Origin of the sequence: Aeromonas sp. R10-2 (genome assembly GCF_040908445.1) — a bacterium.
GTDB lineage: Bacteria > Pseudomonadota > Gammaproteobacteria > Enterobacterales > Aeromonadaceae > Aeromonas > Aeromonas veronii.
Map to the genome: position 1 here is coordinate 77,241 of NZ_JBFODS010000016.1, position 15,732 is coordinate 92,972.

The 15,732-nt window shown below is 55.8% G+C and carries 17 protein-coding genes and 2 tRNA genes; 5 read left to right on the forward strand and 14 right to left on the reverse strand.

Annotated features, from left to right (window positions below; genetic code table 11):
- Nucleotides 1-12: 12 nt before the first annotated feature.
- From nusA to rlmE, 10 genes are all read right to left on the reverse strand, one after another.
- Nucleotides 13-1,515, reverse strand: a complete 1,503-nt coding sequence (nusA, locus tag AB5Y97_RS03210; protein ID WP_115544343.1) for a transcription termination factor NusA — start codon at nucleotides 1,513-1,515, stop codon at nucleotides 13-15.
- A 14-nt stretch (nucleotides 1,516-1,529) separates the two neighbouring features.
- A complete protein-coding gene (gene rimP / locus AB5Y97_RS03215; protein WP_005338809.1) occupies nucleotides 1,530-1,988 on the reverse strand; it encodes a ribosome maturation factor RimP in 459 nt (152 codons plus the stop codon).
- A gap of 166 nt (nucleotides 1,989-2,154) precedes the next feature.
- Nucleotides 2,155-2,231, reverse strand: a tRNA-Met gene (locus AB5Y97_RS03220).
- Nucleotides 2,232-2,323: 92 nt separating this feature from the next.
- A tRNA-Leu gene (locus tag AB5Y97_RS03225) sits at nucleotides 2,324-2,408 on the reverse strand.
- Between the two features lie 7 nt (nucleotides 2,409-2,415).
- Nucleotides 2,416-2,742 (reverse strand): preprotein translocase subunit SecG, encoded by a 327-nt coding sequence (secG, locus tag AB5Y97_RS03230; RefSeq protein WP_201945758.1) that lies wholly within the window; start codon nucleotides 2,740-2,742, stop codon nucleotides 2,416-2,418.
- A complete protein-coding gene (tpiA, locus tag AB5Y97_RS03235; protein WP_201945759.1) occupies nucleotides 2,743-3,507 on the reverse strand; it encodes a triose-phosphate isomerase in 765 nt (254 codons plus the stop codon).
- Between the two features lie 131 nt (nucleotides 3,508-3,638).
- On the reverse strand, nucleotides 3,639-4,973 hold the full coding sequence (gene glmM / locus AB5Y97_RS03240) for a phosphoglucosamine mutase (protein WP_005338823.1): 1,335 nt from the start codon (nucleotides 4,971-4,973) through the stop codon (nucleotides 3,639-3,641).
- Between the two features lie 15 nt (nucleotides 4,974-4,988).
- On the reverse strand, nucleotides 4,989-5,834 hold the full coding sequence (gene folP / locus AB5Y97_RS03245) for a dihydropteroate synthase (protein ID WP_201945760.1): 846 nt from the start codon (nucleotides 5,832-5,834) through the stop codon (nucleotides 4,989-4,991).
- Nucleotides 5,835-5,893: 59 nt separating this feature from the next.
- Nucleotides 5,894-7,840, reverse strand: coding sequence for an ATP-dependent zinc metalloprotease FtsH (ftsH, locus tag AB5Y97_RS03250; RefSeq protein ID WP_005343537.1), 1,947 nt, complete (start codon nucleotides 7,838-7,840; stop codon nucleotides 5,894-5,896).
- A gap of 45 nt (nucleotides 7,841-7,885) precedes the next feature.
- A complete protein-coding gene (gene rlmE / locus AB5Y97_RS03255) occupies nucleotides 7,886-8,515 on the reverse strand; it encodes a 23S rRNA (uridine(2552)-2'-O)-methyltransferase RlmE (protein WP_201945761.1) in 630 nt (209 codons plus the stop codon).
- Nucleotides 8,516-8,612: 97 nt separating this feature from the next.
- On the opposite strand from rlmE, the gene yhbY reads away from it, so the two are divergent.
- Both yhbY and AB5Y97_RS03265 read left to right on the forward strand, forming a co-directional pair.
- Nucleotides 8,613-8,909, forward strand: coding sequence for a ribosome assembly RNA-binding protein YhbY (yhbY, locus tag AB5Y97_RS03260; protein ID WP_005338829.1), 297 nt, complete (start codon nucleotides 8,613-8,615; stop codon nucleotides 8,907-8,909).
- 103 nt (nucleotides 8,910-9,012) lie between these two features.
- On the forward strand, nucleotides 9,013-9,594 hold the full coding sequence (locus AB5Y97_RS03265; protein WP_201945762.1) for a PilZ domain-containing protein: 582 nt from the start codon (nucleotides 9,013-9,015) through the stop codon (nucleotides 9,592-9,594).
- Between the two features lie 76 nt (nucleotides 9,595-9,670).
- Here AB5Y97_RS03265 and greA read toward each other — a convergent pair whose 3' ends face one another.
- The 3 genes from greA to pomA all read right to left on the reverse strand — a co-directional run bounded on the left by greA (nucleotide 9,671) and on the right by pomA (nucleotide 11,960).
- Entirely contained in the window at nucleotides 9,671-10,147 is a 477-nt protein-coding gene (greA, locus tag AB5Y97_RS03270) for a transcription elongation factor GreA (protein ID WP_005338833.1), read from the reverse strand.
- Nucleotides 10,148-10,302: 155 nt separating this feature from the next.
- A complete protein-coding gene (locus AB5Y97_RS03275; RefSeq protein WP_031227624.1) occupies nucleotides 10,303-11,196 on the reverse strand; it encodes a flagellar motor protein MotB in 894 nt (297 codons plus the stop codon).
- A gap of 5 nt (nucleotides 11,197-11,201) precedes the next feature.
- The gene (gene pomA / locus AB5Y97_RS03280) at nucleotides 11,202-11,960 is read right to left on the reverse strand and encodes a flagellar motor protein PomA (protein WP_005338837.1); all 759 of its coding nucleotides are present in this window, start codon (nucleotides 11,958-11,960) and stop codon (nucleotides 11,202-11,204) included.
- A gap of 211 nt (nucleotides 11,961-12,171) precedes the next feature.
- Here pomA and xseB point away from each other — a divergent pair, with 211 nt between their 5' ends.
- From xseB to dxs, 3 genes are read left to right on the forward strand one after another with little or no spacing between them, the layout of a single operon-like run.
- Nucleotides 12,172-12,423, forward strand: coding sequence for an exodeoxyribonuclease VII small subunit (gene xseB / locus AB5Y97_RS03285; RefSeq protein ID WP_005338838.1), 252 nt, complete (start codon nucleotides 12,172-12,174; stop codon nucleotides 12,421-12,423).
- The gene (ispA, locus tag AB5Y97_RS03290) at nucleotides 12,424-13,314 is read left to right on the forward strand and encodes a (2E,6E)-farnesyl diphosphate synthase (RefSeq protein WP_368157239.1); all 891 of its coding nucleotides are present in this window, start codon (nucleotides 12,424-12,426) and stop codon (nucleotides 13,312-13,314) included.
- 21 nt (nucleotides 13,315-13,335) lie between these two features.
- Nucleotides 13,336-15,204 (forward strand): 1-deoxy-D-xylulose-5-phosphate synthase, encoded by a 1,869-nt coding sequence (gene dxs / locus AB5Y97_RS03295; RefSeq protein WP_368157240.1) that lies wholly within the window; start codon nucleotides 13,336-13,338, stop codon nucleotides 15,202-15,204.
- A gap of 95 nt (nucleotides 15,205-15,299) precedes the next feature.
- On the opposite strand, the gene AB5Y97_RS03300 is transcribed toward dxs, so the two are convergent.
- Nucleotides 15,300-15,732, reverse strand: a 433-nt coding sequence (locus tag AB5Y97_RS03300) for an IS1 family transposase (RefSeq protein ID WP_368157241.1), incomplete at its 5' end; no start/stop codon positions are given.

The window sequence follows — 15,732 nt, forward strand, 5'->3', positions numbered from 1 at the left end:
CTCCGTTTGATCTTACTCGGACTGCTCTTCTCCGAACCAACAGATATTGCGAGCAGCCATAATGAGCTCACCTGCCTTCTCGGCAGTCAGCCCTTCAATATCAGCAAGGTCATCGATACCTTGCTCAGCCAAATCTTCCAGGGTGCCCACGCCACGGCCCGCCAGAGCGTAAGCCAGTTCGCGGCTCAGACCGTTCAGATTGAGCAGCTCTTCGGACGGCTCAACGCCATCGAAAGACTCTTCTTTGGCCAGTGCCTTGGTAGTCAGGGCATCTTTCGCGCGCTTGCGCAGCTCTTCGACCATGTCTTCATCCAGACCGTCGATAGCCAGCAGCTCGTTGACCGGTACAAAGGCGATCTCTTCCAGGGTAGAGAAGCCCTCTTCCATCAGCAGACCAGCGAAATCGTCGTCGATGTCCAGAGTGCTGGTGAACAGGTTCATGATGCGGTCGTTTTCAGCCTGGTGCTTGGCACGCATGTCCTCAACGGTCATCACGTTCAGCTCCCAACCGGTCAGCTGGGAGGCCAGACGCACGTTCTGACCATTGCGACCGATGGCCTGCGCCAGGTTGGCAGCTTCCACGGCGATATCCATGGTGTGGTTGTCTTCATCAACGATGATGGAGGCCACATCGGCAGGTGCCATGGCATTGATCACGTACTGGGCCGGGTTGTCATCGTACAGCACGATGTCGGCACGCTCACCGCTCAGCTCGGCGGAGACAGCTTGCACACGGGCACCGCGCATACCGATACAGGCACCGATCGGGTCGATACGACGATCATTGGTCTTCACCGCGATCTTGGCGCGGGAACCCGGATCACGAGCAGCGCCCATGATTTCGATCATCTCTTCACCGATCTCCGGTACTTCGATACGGAACAGCTCTTTCAGGAAGTCCGGGCTGGAACGGCTGACAAACAGCTGGGAACCACGGGCTTCCGGGCGTACTGCGTAGAGCAGGCCACGGACACGGTCGCCCGGGCGGAAGGTTTCACGCGGCAGCATGTCATCACGGAAGATCACGGCTTCAGCATTGCTGCCCAGATCCAGGATGACGTTGTCGCGGTTGCTCTTCTTGACCACACCACTGATGATGGTGCCTTCTTTATCTTTAAACTGATCAACTACTTGTGAACGCTCGGCTTCGCGCACTTTCTGCACGATAACCTGCTTGGCGGTCTGGGTAGTGATACGGTCGAAGGTCACAGAGTCGATCTGGTCTTCAACATACTCACCGATCTGGATATCCGGCTGATCAATTTGTGCCGCTTCCAGGGTGATTTCAGCATAGGGGTTCTCCATCGCGGCTTGATCCGCAATGACTACCCAGCGGCGATAAGTGTCGTAGTCACCGGTCTTGCGATCGATTTCGACCCGAACTTCAATCTCGCCTTCATATTTCTTCTTGGTCGCAGTCGCCAGCGCGGTTTCCAGAGCCTGGAAGATCTTCTCGCGGGGTACCGCTTTCTCGTTGGATACTGCGTCAACGACCAGCAAAATCTCTTTATTCATATCCGATAGCCTCGTTAACCAAAGTTCGGCACTATGTTCGCTTTTTGGATATTGGTGAAAGCCAACACGTCGTCCTTACCATCTACTGTCAGGGTGATCATGTCGCCTTGCACAGCTTTGATTACGCCTTTGAACTTGCGGCGGTTGTTTGTTGCCATCCGAAGCGTTACCGCCGCCTCTTGGCCAACGTATTTTTCGAAATGGGCAACCTTGAACAGGGGACGATCCAGGCCTGGGGAGGATACCTCGAGGTAGTACTCCTCGGTGATGGGATCTTCGACGTCCATGATGGCGCCAACCTGATGGCTGACCTCAGCACAGTTCTCGACAGTCACACCCTGCTCGCCGTCAATATAGACACGCAAGGTGGAGTGTTTACCCGCGCGGATAAACTCAATACCCCAAAGTTCAAAACCCAAGGCAACGACCGGAGCCTCGAGCAGATCGGTCAAACGTTGTTCCAACGTAGCCAAAGTCACCCTCCGAAAAACAAAAAAAGGGCATAAAGCCCAGATAGATATCGATTCAGAGTAAATTGCACATAACAAAAAGCCCCGATGTCAAATCGGGGCTTGGCGCTTTACCCTGATTGTCGCCTCGCAGCGACCGCCTTCCTGAGCGTAGGAAATGCGTGAAATTTGGTTGCGGGGGCCGGATTTGAACCGACGACCTTCGGGTTATGAGCCCGACGAGCTACCATGCTGCTCCACCCCGCGTCCGAAATCGTGCGAGATTATAGCCACTTCATTCTCTCTATACAAGACTGACTGGCTATAATACACTCGGTTTCCCGAGCTCACTGCTTAATTGGTGCCGTGGGCGGGACTCGAACCCGCACACCCTAGAGCACTACCCCCTCAAGATAGCGTGTCTACCAATTCCACCACCACGGCAAAACTCTTACTCGGGAACGTCAGTATCTTTCTTCACTGGCGCTTTGGCCTGCTCAACCTGTTGGGTTTGTTGCAGATTTTCCCACTCACTACCCTGCTTTACCTTATTGCTGGACATAGATCCAAGCACCAAGCTGATAACGAAAAACAGAGTAGCCAAAATTGCTGTTGTTCGGGTCAGGAAACTGCCTGAACCACCGGAGCCGAATACTGTGTTCGATGCTCCTGCGCCGAAGGAGGCGCCCATATCAGCCCCTTTACCTTGCTGAATCATCACCAGACCAATCAGAGCCAGTGAAACCAGCAGATAAACGACTAAAAGAATCTCGTACATTTAACTTGCACCCTTTGCCGCTTCAACAATTCCTAAAAACGCATCGCTATCGAGGCTTGCTCCGCCAATCAGTCCGCCATCAATATCGGGCTGTGCAAACAAATCTCTCGCGTTGCTCGGCGTTACGCTCCCACCATAGATGATTCTAACTTTCTCACCTATTACCGGAGTATCCTCCGCCAAGCGACCACGTATAAAGGAATGAACCTCTTGTGCCTGCTCGGGTGTGGCGCATTTACCTGTACCTACAGCCCAAATCGGCTCGTAGGCGATGATAGCATTATCGAAAGCCATCGCGCCATTTTTCTCTATGACGATATCCAGCTCTTCAGCGATCACCTCGAAGGCTCTTCTCGCCTGCCTCGCCGCACCTGATTCACCTAAACAGAGGATGGGAATCAAGCCTGCCGCTCTGGCTGCCGCAAACTTCTCTGCGACGATAAAACTGGTCTCACCAAAGAGACGCCTGCGCTCGGAGTGCCCTACCAATACGTAACGACACCCTGCCTCAACCAGCATATTACACGAGATTTCTCCAGTGTAAGCGCCAGTAGCGTGCTGACTCACATTCTGAGCCCCCAACTTTATTACCTTCTGCTCATTGAGCAGTGAAGCGCTAAAGTCGAGATGCACATGGGAAGGACAGAGAACCACATCTACTTTTCCGTCAACGCCGTTTAGACACTGACTCGTAAACTGCTCTAACTGCGACTTACTACCGTGCAACTTCCAGTTGGCTGCTACAAACGGCTTGCGATGTCCCATCGGCAACTCCCTTGCGAAAGCGGGGCTGATAATATCCAGAGGATGCTCAGCTGACAAGTGCTATTTTTAAATTTTTGAATCGTTTGAACAAGATACAACCAGGGCGGCTAAAAAGCCGCCCTGGTTGTTCATTAAAACGCCGATTCAACCTGCTTGGCGATGCGCTGAGCCATGTCACGCACCTGCTGTTCATGCTCCCCTTCGACCATGACCCGGATCAGCGGTTCGGTACCTGATTTACGCAACAGTACGCGACCACGACCAGCCAGCTCCTGTTCAACCTTGGCAACCTCAGCCATGACAGCATCCGCGGCCAGCGGATCCTTGCCTTCGGCAAAGCGAACATTCACCAGCACCTGCGGGAACTTGCTCATGCCGGAGCGCAGCTTGGCCAGCGGCATCTCGGCACTGCGCATGGCGGTAAGCACCTGCAAGGCGGCTACGATGCCATCACCCGTAGTGGTCTGATCCAGACAGATAATGTGGCCGGAGTTCTCGCCACCGATGCGCCAGCCCTTCTCTTCCATCATCTCCAGCACATAGCGGTCACCCACCTTGGCACGGGCAAACGGAATGCCCAGGGTTTGCAGCGCCAGCTCCAGACCCATGTTGGCCATCAGGGTGCCGACGACACCGCCTTTGAGGCGACCATTGCGCAAGGCATCGCGCGCGATGATATAGAGCACTTCATCACCGTCGATGAGATAGCCAGTATGGTCAACCATGATCAGACGGTCACCATCACCATCAAAGGCAACCCCCAGATCGGCCTTGCACTCCAGCACCTTGGCAACCAGTGCGTCAGGCGCAGTCGAACCGACACCATCGTTGATGTTGAGACCATCCGGGGCACAGCCCATGGTGATCACTTCAGCACCCAGCTCGCGGAAAACCGAAGGCGCAATGTGATAAGTCGCCCCGTGGCCACAGTCGACCACCATTTTCACCCCATCCAGATTCATGTGGGAGGGGAAGGTGCTCTTGCAGAATTCGATATAGCGACCGGCGGCATCATCAATGCGCACCGCTTTGCCAAGTTCGGCAGACTCGACACACTTGAGCTCGTGATCCAGCTCGGCTTCGATAGCCAGCTCGACATCATCGGGCAGCTTGGTGCCATCGGCGGAGAAGAACTTGATGCCGTTGTCGTAGAAGGGGTTGTGTGAGGCGCTGATAACGATGCCAGCTTCGGCACGGAAAGTGCGAGTCAGGTAGGCAACCGCCGGCGTGGGCATCGGCCCCATCAGAATGGCCTTGAGGCCTGCCGCAGAGAGCCCCGCTTCCAGCGCAGATTCCAGCATGTAACCGGAGATGCGGGTATCTTTGCCAATCAGCACCTTTTTGGTGCCCTTCTTGGAGAGCACCTTGCCGGCAGCCCAACCCAATTTCATTACAAAATCAGGAGTGATCGGGTATTCGCCAACCTTGCCGCGCACACCATCGGTACCGAAATACTTTCTTGCCATTGTCTGTTCTCTTTATTATCTGGAAATAAAATCTTGTCCCGTCATTGCCAGCCAACCGACGCGCAATGCGTCCATGGTCTCCCGTACATCGTGTACCCTGATGATGCGGGCCCCATGCTGCATACCGATAAGGGCGCATGCCAGACTGCCCGCCAGGCGCTCATCCACCGGACGGCACAGCAGGTTGCCTATCATAGACTTTCGCGACATCCCCACCAATAGCGGCAAGCCATAATCAAGCAGTTCCTTTTGAGCCGCCAACAGCTGATAGTTGTGTGCAAGGGTCTTGCCAAAGCCATATCCCGGATCCAGCAACAGCTCTTCACGACGGATCCCGACCGCCAGACAAGCCGCAATACGCTCATCAAAGAAGGCGCGTACCTCCCCGATCAGGTCATCATAGTGCGGCTCGACCTGCATGGTTCGCGGCTGCCCCTGCATATGCATCAGACAGACCGGAACCCGCGCTTCGGCCGCGGCTTGCAGTGCTCCAGGTTCTTGCAGTGCCCGCACATCGTTGATCAGATGGGCACCCGCCTTGCAACCCTCCCGCATCACCGCCGCTTTGGAGGTATCGAGGGAGATAATCACATCCAGCTCACGAACCATGTGCTCCACAACAGGAATGACCCTGTCCAGCTCCTCCTGCTCGTTCACATCGGGCGCACCAGGGCGGGTTGACTCGCCACCGATGTCGATGAGGGTCGCACCGTCAGAGACCATCTGGCGTGCATGGGCCATTGCCCGTTCAAACTGGTTGAAATTACCGCCATCGGAGAAGGAGTCGGGCGTCACATTGAGGATCCCCATCACATGGGGGCGATCGAGGGAGAGGCTGAGCCCCTTGCTGGTTAACTGCATTTTCACGTCCATCTGATAAAGAAAAACCCCGGGCAAGCCCGGGGTTTGGATAGTCACGATTATTTGGCCGGAGCGTCGTTGGCTTTGTCGATAGTGACATCCGCCACCGGTGCAGCCTCATCGGCAGGCTTGGCCTCGGCAGCCACGGTGGAACCGCCTTGCGGGGTATCACCGTGCTCGTCATGCCAGTTGCTCGGAGCACGAACCTCGCGACGTGCCATCAGATCATCGATCTGTTTGGCGTCGATGGTCTCGTACTTCATCAGCGCATCTTTCATGCTGTGCAACACATCCATATTATCCAGCAGGATCTGCTTGGAACGGGCGTAGTTGCGGTCGATGACCTGCTTGACTTCGGCATCGATCACGCGAGCTGTATCGTCGGACATGTGCTTGGCCTTGGCCATGCTGCGACCGAGGAACACTTCACCATCTTCTTCCGCGTAGAGCATCGGGCCGAGACGCTCGGACATACCCCACTGGGTCACCATCTTGCGTGCAATGTCGGTCGCTCGCTCGATGTCGTTGGAAGCACCAGTAGAAACCTTCTCGGCACCGTAGATCAGCTCTTCTGCCAGACGACCGCCATACAGGCTGGAGATCATCGACTCCAGATGCTGCTTGGAGTGGCTCCAGCGATCCTGCTCCGGCAGATACATGGTCACACCCAGCGCACGACCGCGCGGAATGATGGAGACCTTGTAAACCGGGTCATGATCCGGAACCAGACGACCAATGATGGCGTGGCCAGCTTCATGATATGCAGTCATCTCTTTCTCGGACTCTTTCATCACCATGGAGCGGCGTTCCGCACCCATCATGATCTTGTCCTTGGCCTTCTCGAACTCGGCCATGGAGACCACTCGGCGGCTCTCACGAGCAGAGAAGAGGGCGGCCTCGTTGACCAGGTTGGCCAAATCCGCACCGGAGAAACCGGGAGTACCACGGGCAATCAGTGCCGGATTGACGTCATCCGCCAGCGGAACTTTGCGCATGTGCACTTTCAGGATCTGCTCACGACCACGGACATCAGGCAGACCGACCACAACCTGACGGTCGAAACGGCCCGGACGCAGCAGTGCCGGATCCAGTACGTCAGGACGGTTGGTGGCAGCAATGACGATGATGCCTTCATTGCCTTCAAAGCCATCCATCTCGACCAGCATCTGGTTAAGAGTCTGCTCACGTTCATCATGACCACCACCCAGACCGGCACCACGCTGGCGACCGACAGCATCAATTTCATCGATGAAGATGATGCAGGGGGAAGATTTCTTGGCCTGTTCGAACATGTCACGCACCCGGGAGGCACCGACACCGACGAACATCTCCACGAAATCGGAACCAGAGATGGTGAAGAATGGCACCTTGGCCTCGCCCGCAATGGCCTTGGCCAGCAAAGTCTTACCGGTACCGGGAGGACCAACCAGCAGCACACCGGTCGGGATCTTGCCACCCAGTTTCTGGAATTTGCTCGGGTCGCGCAGATAGTCAACCAGCTCCTTCACCTCTTCCTTGGCTTCATCACAACCTGCAACATCAGCAAAGGTGGTCTTGATCTGATCTTCGCTCATCAGGCGAGCCTTGCTCTTGCCAAACGACATGGCACCTTTGCCACCGCCGCCCTGCATCTGACGCATGAAGAAGACCCAGACACCGATCAGCAGCAGCATCGGGAACCAGGAGATGAAGATAGAGGTCAACAGAGACGGCTCTTCCGGCTTCTCGCCCATCACTTTGACATTGTGATTGAGCATGTCGTTGAGCAGCTGGGGATCCGGCGCAGGTATGATGGTGGTGAATCGTTCACCAGTACGCTTGACGCCATTAATGACCTTACCGTCCATCCGCACTTCACGGATCTGCTCTTGGGTCACCTCTTTAACGAAGCTGGAATAGTCCAGCTGGCGACTGGTGGTATCGCTGGGGCTGAAGCTATTGAACACCGACATCAAAACGACGGCGATGACCAGCCACAGGATTAAGTTTTTCGCCATGTCACTCAAATCAGTAACCTCGCAGACTGACAGTTAACGATGAAGGTTAGGGTACTACAGTTTAAAACCGGTAGCCACAATGTAGACTTCCCGTGATCTGGCGCGGGATGAGTCTGGTTTACGAATTTTGACAGCGGAGAAAAGTTTACGAATTTCATTGAGATAGGCATCAAAGCCCTCTCCCTGAAACACCTTCACCACGAAACTGCCGTCACTACGCAATACCTGATTGCACATGTCCAGCGCCAGCTCGACCAGATACATGGCGCGAGCCTGATCCACCTGCTGGGTACCGCTCATGTTGGGCGCCATATCAGACATCACGACATCGACCTTGTCGGGACCCACTCGTTCCAGCAAGGCGCCGAGTACAGTTTCCTCCCGAAAGTCCCCTTGCAGGAAATCGACACCAGCAATGGGATCCATCGGCAAAATGTCACATGCGATGACGCGACCCGAATCACCAACCTGTTCAACCGCGAACTGGGACCAACCACCGGGGGCTGCACCCAAATCCACTACGGTCATGCCTTGTTTCAGCAAGCGATCCTTGCCCTGGATCTCGTCAATCTTGAAAACAGCACGAGAACGCAGGCCCATTTTCTGGGCTTTTTTGACGTATTGATCGTCGAAATGTTCTTTTAACCAGCGAGTTGAACTGGGGGAACGTTTTTTCTGGGTCATGATAATCGACTTTAAAAAACCACAAGGGTTATTAGTATTAAGGGCTAAGTGGGGGTAGAATACGCCCCTTTCAACCCTGACTTATGAAGAAATTGCGATGATTCTCAACAATAAACAGAAACAGTACCTCAAGGGCCTTGCCCATAGCCTCAAGCCTGTCGTCCTGCTGGGTCAGCATGGTCTGACCGAAGGTGTACTGGCCGAGATCGATCTGGCACTGAACCATCACGAGCTGATCAAGGTTAAGGTTGCCTCTGAAGATCGCGAAATGAAACAACTGGTTATGGATGCTATCGTCCGTGAAACCGGTTCAATCAAGGTGCAAAGCATGGGTCATGTGCTGACCATTTATCGTCAAGCCAACGAACCCAAAATCCAGCTGCCCCGCAAGTAAAAGGAAAGAGCATCGCTCTTTCCTTATTCCACTTCTTCCCGAGTCGCTTGCCAAAGTAGTCGCAAAGCCCTTAACCTGCGATGAATACTTCCGGACACGCATTATGGCTCACCATCCTATTCTGACCGACGATGAGCTGGCCATGCTGCGGGACTTGGGGAGCAATCAGGACACCCATGTTCTGAGTGGTCACCTCGATGCCCCCATGCTTGGCTTGCTGCACAAAGCCGAACACCTTGTACTCGAAGCCCGCTTCGCAGGCCATCAGCTGCGTTTTCCCCTGAGCTTTACCCAAGGGGAAGATGGCTTCGTCGAGCCCCGGTTATCTGCACCGGTCATCAGGGAGCTTGGGTTTGCGCAGCCGCGTGCCTGGCGTCTCACCCAAAAAGCCAAGCTTTGCAGCGACCTGGACCTGTTTCAGGTGCTCAGCCTCTCCCTCAACGGCCTCATCGTGGAAAATTTGCCAACCGACATGGTGGCCGATACCCCCATCAACGGCGAGCTCAGCATCGAGCAAGAGGCCCCTCTTCCACTGCAGGGACGACTGGTAAGGCGCATCAAAGCCAATGCCGACCATGCCACTTGGGCACTGAGCTTTCAAATGAGCGAGAGCAACATCGAACGGCTGCGCCATTGGTTGTTTCAGCGTCATCAGGACGCCTTTACCGAGGCGTATCTGTCCTGATTTTTATCAATAATCATATAGATAAAGACAAACAGGGGAGCGCCAGCCCCCCTGTTTCATCGTCTATAGCATTCGCTTAGATATAAGCGACTTCCAGTACTTCGTATTCCACATCACCGCCCGGCGTCTTGACGATTGCAACATCGTCCACTTCCTTGCCAATCAGGGCGCGGGCAATGGGGGAGTTGACAGAGATGAGGTTCTGTTTGATATCAGCCTCATCATCACCCACGATGCGGTAAACCACCTCTTCCTCTGTCTCGCTCTTGAGCAGAGTCACAGTCGCGCCAAAAATCACGCGGCCGTTGTTGGTCATCTTGGTGACATCGATCACCTGGGCATTGGAGAGCTTGGCTTCAATCTCCTGAATGCGGCCTTCACAGAACCCCTGCTGCTCGCGAGCGGCATGGTATTCGGCGTTTTCCTTCAGATCGCCGTGCTCACGGGCATCGGCAATCGCTTCGATAATCTGGGGACGAAGCTCGGTCTTGAGATAATCGAGCTCTTCGCGCAGCTTCTCAGCGCCGCGAACAGTCATCGGAGTATGATTCATAGTCGAAACCTGGGTTGCTTGAAAATAGAAACTGCGGCCATCTGCAAGGAGGCCGCAGCAATCGGTTCGGATGAGGCATCTTAATATGAAGCCAACACAAAATCCACGTCAGCCCCCTGATGCAGATCCCACTTGCGTCATCGACATTCCCCTCACTACTTCCCTTCTGGTACGGAAATGGGGGCCGAAACGGTCGGTTTGCCCTGCATGATGGCGATCTCCACCCGCCGGTTCATCCGACGATTTTCCGGGGTGGTATTGGGCACCAATGGTTGGGAATCAGCCATTCCCTGCACCACAAGTCGCCCCTGATCAAAACCGGGGACCTTCAGCATCTGGTGCGCCACCGCCACCGCCCGTTGCGACGACAACTCCCAGTTGGACTGGAACAGCTCATCTTCGGTCGCCACGTTGTCGGTGTGACCGGAGATGGTGATTTCACCCGGCACATCCTTGAGCAAGGTCGCGACCTTGCGAATGACCGGCCAGAACTGGGGTTGCAGAAATGCCGAACCGGCCGGGAACGACGCTTTTTCCCTGATCCGGATGATGATCTGCTGGCCCAGCGCCTCAATTTCGATGGCACCGTCCTGGATTTGATCTTTCATCTGCTCGGCGAGGGCTTTGGCCAGGGTATTGGATTGTTCTTGCGCCTTCTTCGCATCCTGCGCGGTATCGCCCCCCGTCTGTTTGCCATCACTCTTGTCCTGACCACCGGCCTGATCCGCCTCACCGGGCAGAAACTCCAGTTCGGTCTGAGTCATATCGATGGTCTGCTGCATCACGGTATCAATCGGCGTGGGCTCAGGGCGACCGGGCCTGAACTCCTGGGCAATCACCGAGGTTCCCTTGGGAATATCTTTCACCTCAAGGATGTTCTGCACTCCGAAAGCATTCTTCATAGAGCCCGCGATCTGCTTGAACTTGAGTACATCCATCTCGGCAAAGGAGAGCAGCAGCACGAAGAAGCACATCAGCAGCGACATCAGGTCGGCAAAGGTGCCCATATAGGCAGGAAGACCGGGAGGGGGACATTTGCAATCAGACATGGTGCCTACTCCGCGCCGGTATTGCGTTTGGACTGGCTCAGATAGTTCTGCAGCATGGACTGGATCACCCGCGGGTTCTGGCCATCCTGAATCCCCATAATGGCATCAAGGATCAGGGTACGACTGAGTTTCTCCTCCCCGCTGCGCAGCTCCAGCTTGTCAGCAATAGGAATAGCGATCATGTTGGCCTCTATCGCTCCGTACAGGGTGGTAAGCAAGGCCACCGCCATTGCCGGCCCGATCGACTTGGGGTCACTCATATTTGACAACATGGCCACCAGGCCCACCAACGTACCTATCATCCCCATGGCTGGGCCCAGATCCCCAAGGGTACGGAAAACCTTGATGGCAATGACATGGCGCTCGGCTGTCAGGTCGATATCCTTTTCCATCACGGCACGCACCACTTCGGCATCGTGACCATCCACCAGCATGTCGATCCCTTTCTTCATAAATGCATTGGGGATCTCTGCTGCCTCCAGCGCCAGAAAGCCACCTTTGCGAGCCGCATCAGCCAGTTCAACGGCTTTGGCGATCAGATCGTCGAGCTTGTCGCCCTTGTACATAAAGGCTTTGCCCGCCACCTTGAAAGCCAGAAAAAACTGCCCGATATTGAACTTCATCATGGCGATGAAGATTGAGCCAAGAATAGTGATATAGACCGATGGCATATCGATAAACATGCTCAACGAGCCACCAAGGATCATGCCGTAAATCACGACACCGAATCCTAAAACGATACCTAACAAGCTCCCTAGATCCACGTCCCTACTCCTGTCACCGGTTCTTATGCCTAATTATAGTTTGTTGAATTTTCTGCTATTGCGACCCTAGCGGCAAGCATGCATCCACTGAGAATGATGGCTCATTATCGGCCAGTTTAGCGAGAGTTTGAGAGGGCAATGCTTTTCTGCCTCCCCCCTGTGGACGGTCGATGTTAATATAAGCCGTTTTTTTCAATCCCCGAGGATGGACATGGCCAGTAAAAAAATCGACCGTCTGAGTTTTGATGCCACTCTGGAAGAGCTGGAAACCATCGTTCATCAGCTGGAACAAGGTTCCCTACCCCTGGAAGAGGCACTCAAGCAGTTCGAGCAGGGCGTTCATCTGGTTCGGGCCGGTCAGCAGAAGCTGGAACTGGCCGAACAGAAGATCCAGATCCTGCTCAGTCAAGCCGATGGCAGTGACCAGCTCGCCCCCTTCCAGCCAGAACAAGGAGAGGAGTGAGTGGCGCTGGACCATTTTTCCCGTCTGCATCGTCAGCGTATTGACGACTGTCTGTCAGCACAACTTGAATCCTTGCCCGCCATGGCGCCGCGCCTGCGCGATGCCATGAGTTATGGCTTGCTGCTGGGCGGCAAACGGGTTCGCCCGTTTCTGGTCTACGCAGTCGGCGAGATGCTGGGCGTCAAGAGCGAACTGCTGGATGGCCCCGCGGCTGCCGTGGAGTGCATCCACGCCTACTCCCTGCTGCACGATGACCTGCCCGCCATGGATAACGACGACCTGCGTCGTGGTCAGCCAACCGTTCACAAGGCGTTTGACGAAGGAACCGCCATTCTGGCCGGTGATGCGCTGCAGACCCTGGCGTTCTCCATTCTGGCCGATCACCCCATGCCCGACTCCTTGATGGCCAACCGGGTGCGGATGCTGAGTACCCTCGCCCGCGCCTCCGGCTATCTCGGTATGTGTGGTGGTCAGGCGCTGGATCTGCAGGCCGAAGGGCGCCAGATCTCGCTTGCCGAACTGGAGCAGGTACACCGCCACAAGACCGGCGCGCTGATTGAATGCGCCGTGGCGCTCGGCGCCCTGTGCAAAGCCGATGTCGATGACGCCACGCTGGCTGCACTGCAAACCTATGCCGCCGCGATTGGCCTCGCCTTTCAGGTGCAGGATGACATCCTCGACATCACAGGTGATACCGCCACCCTGGGCAAGCCGCAAGGTTCTGACCTGGCGCTGGAAAAAAGTACCTACCCGGCCCTGCTCGGACTCGAAAATGCCCGTGAGCTGGCTCGCGAACTGCACGGTAAAGCCTTAACAGCCCTGCAATCCTTGCCCTACAATACCGACATTCTGGAAGCGTTTGCCGATTACATCATCGAGCGAGCCCACTAAACGCTGGATAACAGTAACAATATGAGCGTTGATATTAGCAATTTCCCCAACCTGGCCCTCGCGGACACTCCGGTCGAGCTGCGTTCCTTGCCCAAAGATCGGCTGCCGGTGCTGTGCAACGAGCTGCGCGAATATCTGCTGCGCTCTGTCAGCCGCTCCAGCGGACACTTTGCCTCCGGTCTCGGCACGGTCGAACTGACCGTGGCCCTGCACTACGTCTACAACACCCCGTTCGATCGGCTGATCTGGGATGTGGGCCATCAGGCCTATCCCCACAAGATCCTGACCGGGCGCCGTGATCAGATCCACACCATCCGTCAGAAAGACGGTCTGCACCCCTTCCCCTGGCGTGGCGAGAGCGAGTACGACGTGCTCTCCGTTGGCCACTCCAGCACCTCCATCGGTGCCGCCCTTGGCATGGCGGTCGCCGCCGAGAGCGAAGGGCTGGGTCGCAAGGTCGTTGCAGTGATCGGTGATGGTGCCATTACCGCAGGGATGGCCTTCGAAGCGCTCAACCACGCTGGCGATGTGCACAAGGACATGCTGGTGATCCTCAACGACAACGAGATGTCCATCTCCGAGAATGTCGGGGCGCTGAACAACCATCTGGCCCGGGTCATGTCCGGCAAGCTCTACACCACCATCCGCGAAGGCGGCAAGAAGGTGCTGGCGGGTTTGCCACCGGTCAAGGAGCTGGCCAAGCGGGCCGAAGAGCACCTCAAGGGGATGGTGGTACCCGGCACCCTGTTCGAGGAGTTCGGCTTCAACTATATCGGCCCCATCGACGGTCACGATATCGAGGCACTGGTCGAGACCCTGCGCAACATGCGCAACCTCAAGGGCCCGCAACTGCTGCACGTCAAAACCAAGAAGGGCAAGGGTTACGAGCCGGCGGAGAAAGACCCCATCGGTTATCACGCCGTGCCCAAGTTCAATCCTGACGATTGCTCCCTGCCCAAGGCGAGCAGCGCCAAACCCACCTTCTCCGCCATCTTTGGCCAATGGCTGTGCGACATGGCCGCCAAAGACGAAAAGCTGGTCGGCATCACCCCCGCCATGCGCGAAGGCTCGGGGCTGGTAAAATTCAGCCAGCAATATCCGGATCGCTACTTCGATGTGGCCATTGCCGAGCAGCATGCAGTCACTTTCGCCGCGGGTCTTGCCATCGCCGACAAGAAGCCGGTGGTGGCCATCTATTCGAGCTTCCTGCAGCGCGCCTACGATCAGGTGATCCACGACGTAGCGCTGCAAGATCTGCCGGTGCTATTCGCCATCGACCGGGCCGGTCTGGTGGGCGCCGATGGCCCGACACATCAAGGGGCGTTCGACATCAGCTTCCTGCGTACCGTGCCCAACATGGTGGTGATGACGCCATCTGACGAGAGCGAATGCCGCCAGATGCTCTATACCGGCTACCTCCATCAGGGCCCTGCCGCTGTGCGTTACCCGCGCGGCAGCAGCCTGAGCGATGTCCCCATCTCGTCAGAGATGCAGGCGCTGGCGCTCGGCAAGGGACGTATCCTGCGAGAGGGCAAGGGCACTGCCATTCTGGCGTTTGGCACCTTGCTGCACCACGCGAAAGCGGCCGCCGAAGCACTGGATGCCACCCTGGTGGACATGCGCTTTGTCAAACCGATGGATGAGGCGCTGGTGCTGTCGCTGGCGGCCAGCCACGATCACTTCGTCACCATCGAAGACAACGCCATCATGGGCGGCGCCGGTTCGGCGGTGAACGAGCTGCTGATGCGCAGCAAACAGTGCAAGCCGGTGCTCAACCTTGGCTTGCCGGATCGCTTCGTGGAACAGGGTTCCCAGCAGGAGATCTATGCCCTGCTCGGTCTGGACGATGCAGGCATCCAGCGCAGCATCGAAAGCTGGCTGCAAGCCTGATAAATATCTTTATTGCTAATGTGTAATGCCCGTCGAGTCACTACGACGGGCATTTCTACATAGCCCCCACCATCCTCAGAGGGTAATGACTCCAATCAGTTGAAATGGTGTCTTTCTATAAAGGCACCAATCACTTTCTCGTGGAGTTCAACGGAACGAGAGAAGCAGATGGTCTTGCGAGCCAATCGCTTGATGCGCATTCTGAGCGTCAGGTTGTTACGCTCGATACGCTGGGTGAATATCTTCCCGGTCAGATGCATCTCGCTCGGCACCTCTCTGGCATAGCTTCCCCAATCATCACTGGTGATAAAGCCTATCTGGAACGGAGAAAGCAGGCTCAGCAACCGACGGCATGTCTCATCGTTGCGTGGGCCAAAGGTATATGCCACGACTCGTTTTCTCTTGGTATCAAAAGCATACCAAAGCCAATGTCGATGCTGTTTGTTGCCAACATAGGCCCACTGTTCATCAAGTTCACAGATAAGCGCCACGTCATAGAGCACCACCTTTTCGGAGGTTACTTGCCTT

What these genes read in the sequence shown, in the direction of transcription:
- greA (WP_005338833.1), bottom strand. Translation starts at nt 10,147, where the DNA reads ATGAATCATACTCCGATGACTGTTCGCGGCGCTGAGAAGCTGCGCGAA.
- AB5Y97_RS03275 (WP_031227624.1), bottom strand. Translation starts at nt 11,196, where the DNA reads ATGTCTGATTGCAAATGTCCCCCTCCCGGTCTTCCTGCCTATATGGGC.
- dxs (WP_368157240.1), top strand. Translation starts at nt 13,336, where the DNA reads ATGAGCGTTGATATTAGCAATTTCCCCAACCTGGCCCTCGCGGACACT.
- secG (WP_201945758.1), bottom strand. Translation starts at nt 2,742, where the DNA reads ATGTACGAGATTCTTTTAGTCGTTTATCTGCTGGTTTCACTGGCTCTG.
- xseB (WP_005338838.1), top strand. Translation starts at nt 12,172, where the DNA reads ATGGCCAGTAAAAAAATCGACCGTCTGAGTTTTGATGCCACTCTGGAA.
- glmM (WP_005338823.1), bottom strand. Translation starts at nt 4,973, where the DNA reads ATGGCAAGAAAGTATTTCGGTACCGATGGTGTGCGCGGCAAGGTTGGC.
- nusA (WP_115544343.1), bottom strand. Translation starts at nt 1,515, where the DNA reads ATGAATAAAGAGATTTTGCTGGTCGTTGACGCAGTATCCAACGAGAAA.
- yhbY (WP_005338829.1), top strand. Translation starts at nt 8,613, where the DNA reads ATGATTCTCAACAATAAACAGAAACAGTACCTCAAGGGCCTTGCCCAT.
- folP (WP_201945760.1), bottom strand. Translation starts at nt 5,834, where the DNA reads ATGCAGTTAACCAGCAAGGGGCTCAGCCTCTCCCTCGATCGCCCCCAT.
- rlmE (WP_201945761.1), bottom strand. Translation starts at nt 8,515, where the DNA reads ATGACCCAGAAAAAACGTTCCCCCAGTTCAACTCGCTGGTTAAAAGAA.
- tpiA (WP_201945759.1), bottom strand. Translation starts at nt 3,507, where the DNA reads ATGGGACATCGCAAGCCGTTTGTAGCAGCCAACTGGAAGTTGCACGGT.
- AB5Y97_RS03265 (WP_201945762.1), top strand. Translation starts at nt 9,013, where the DNA reads ATGGCTCACCATCCTATTCTGACCGACGATGAGCTGGCCATGCTGCGG.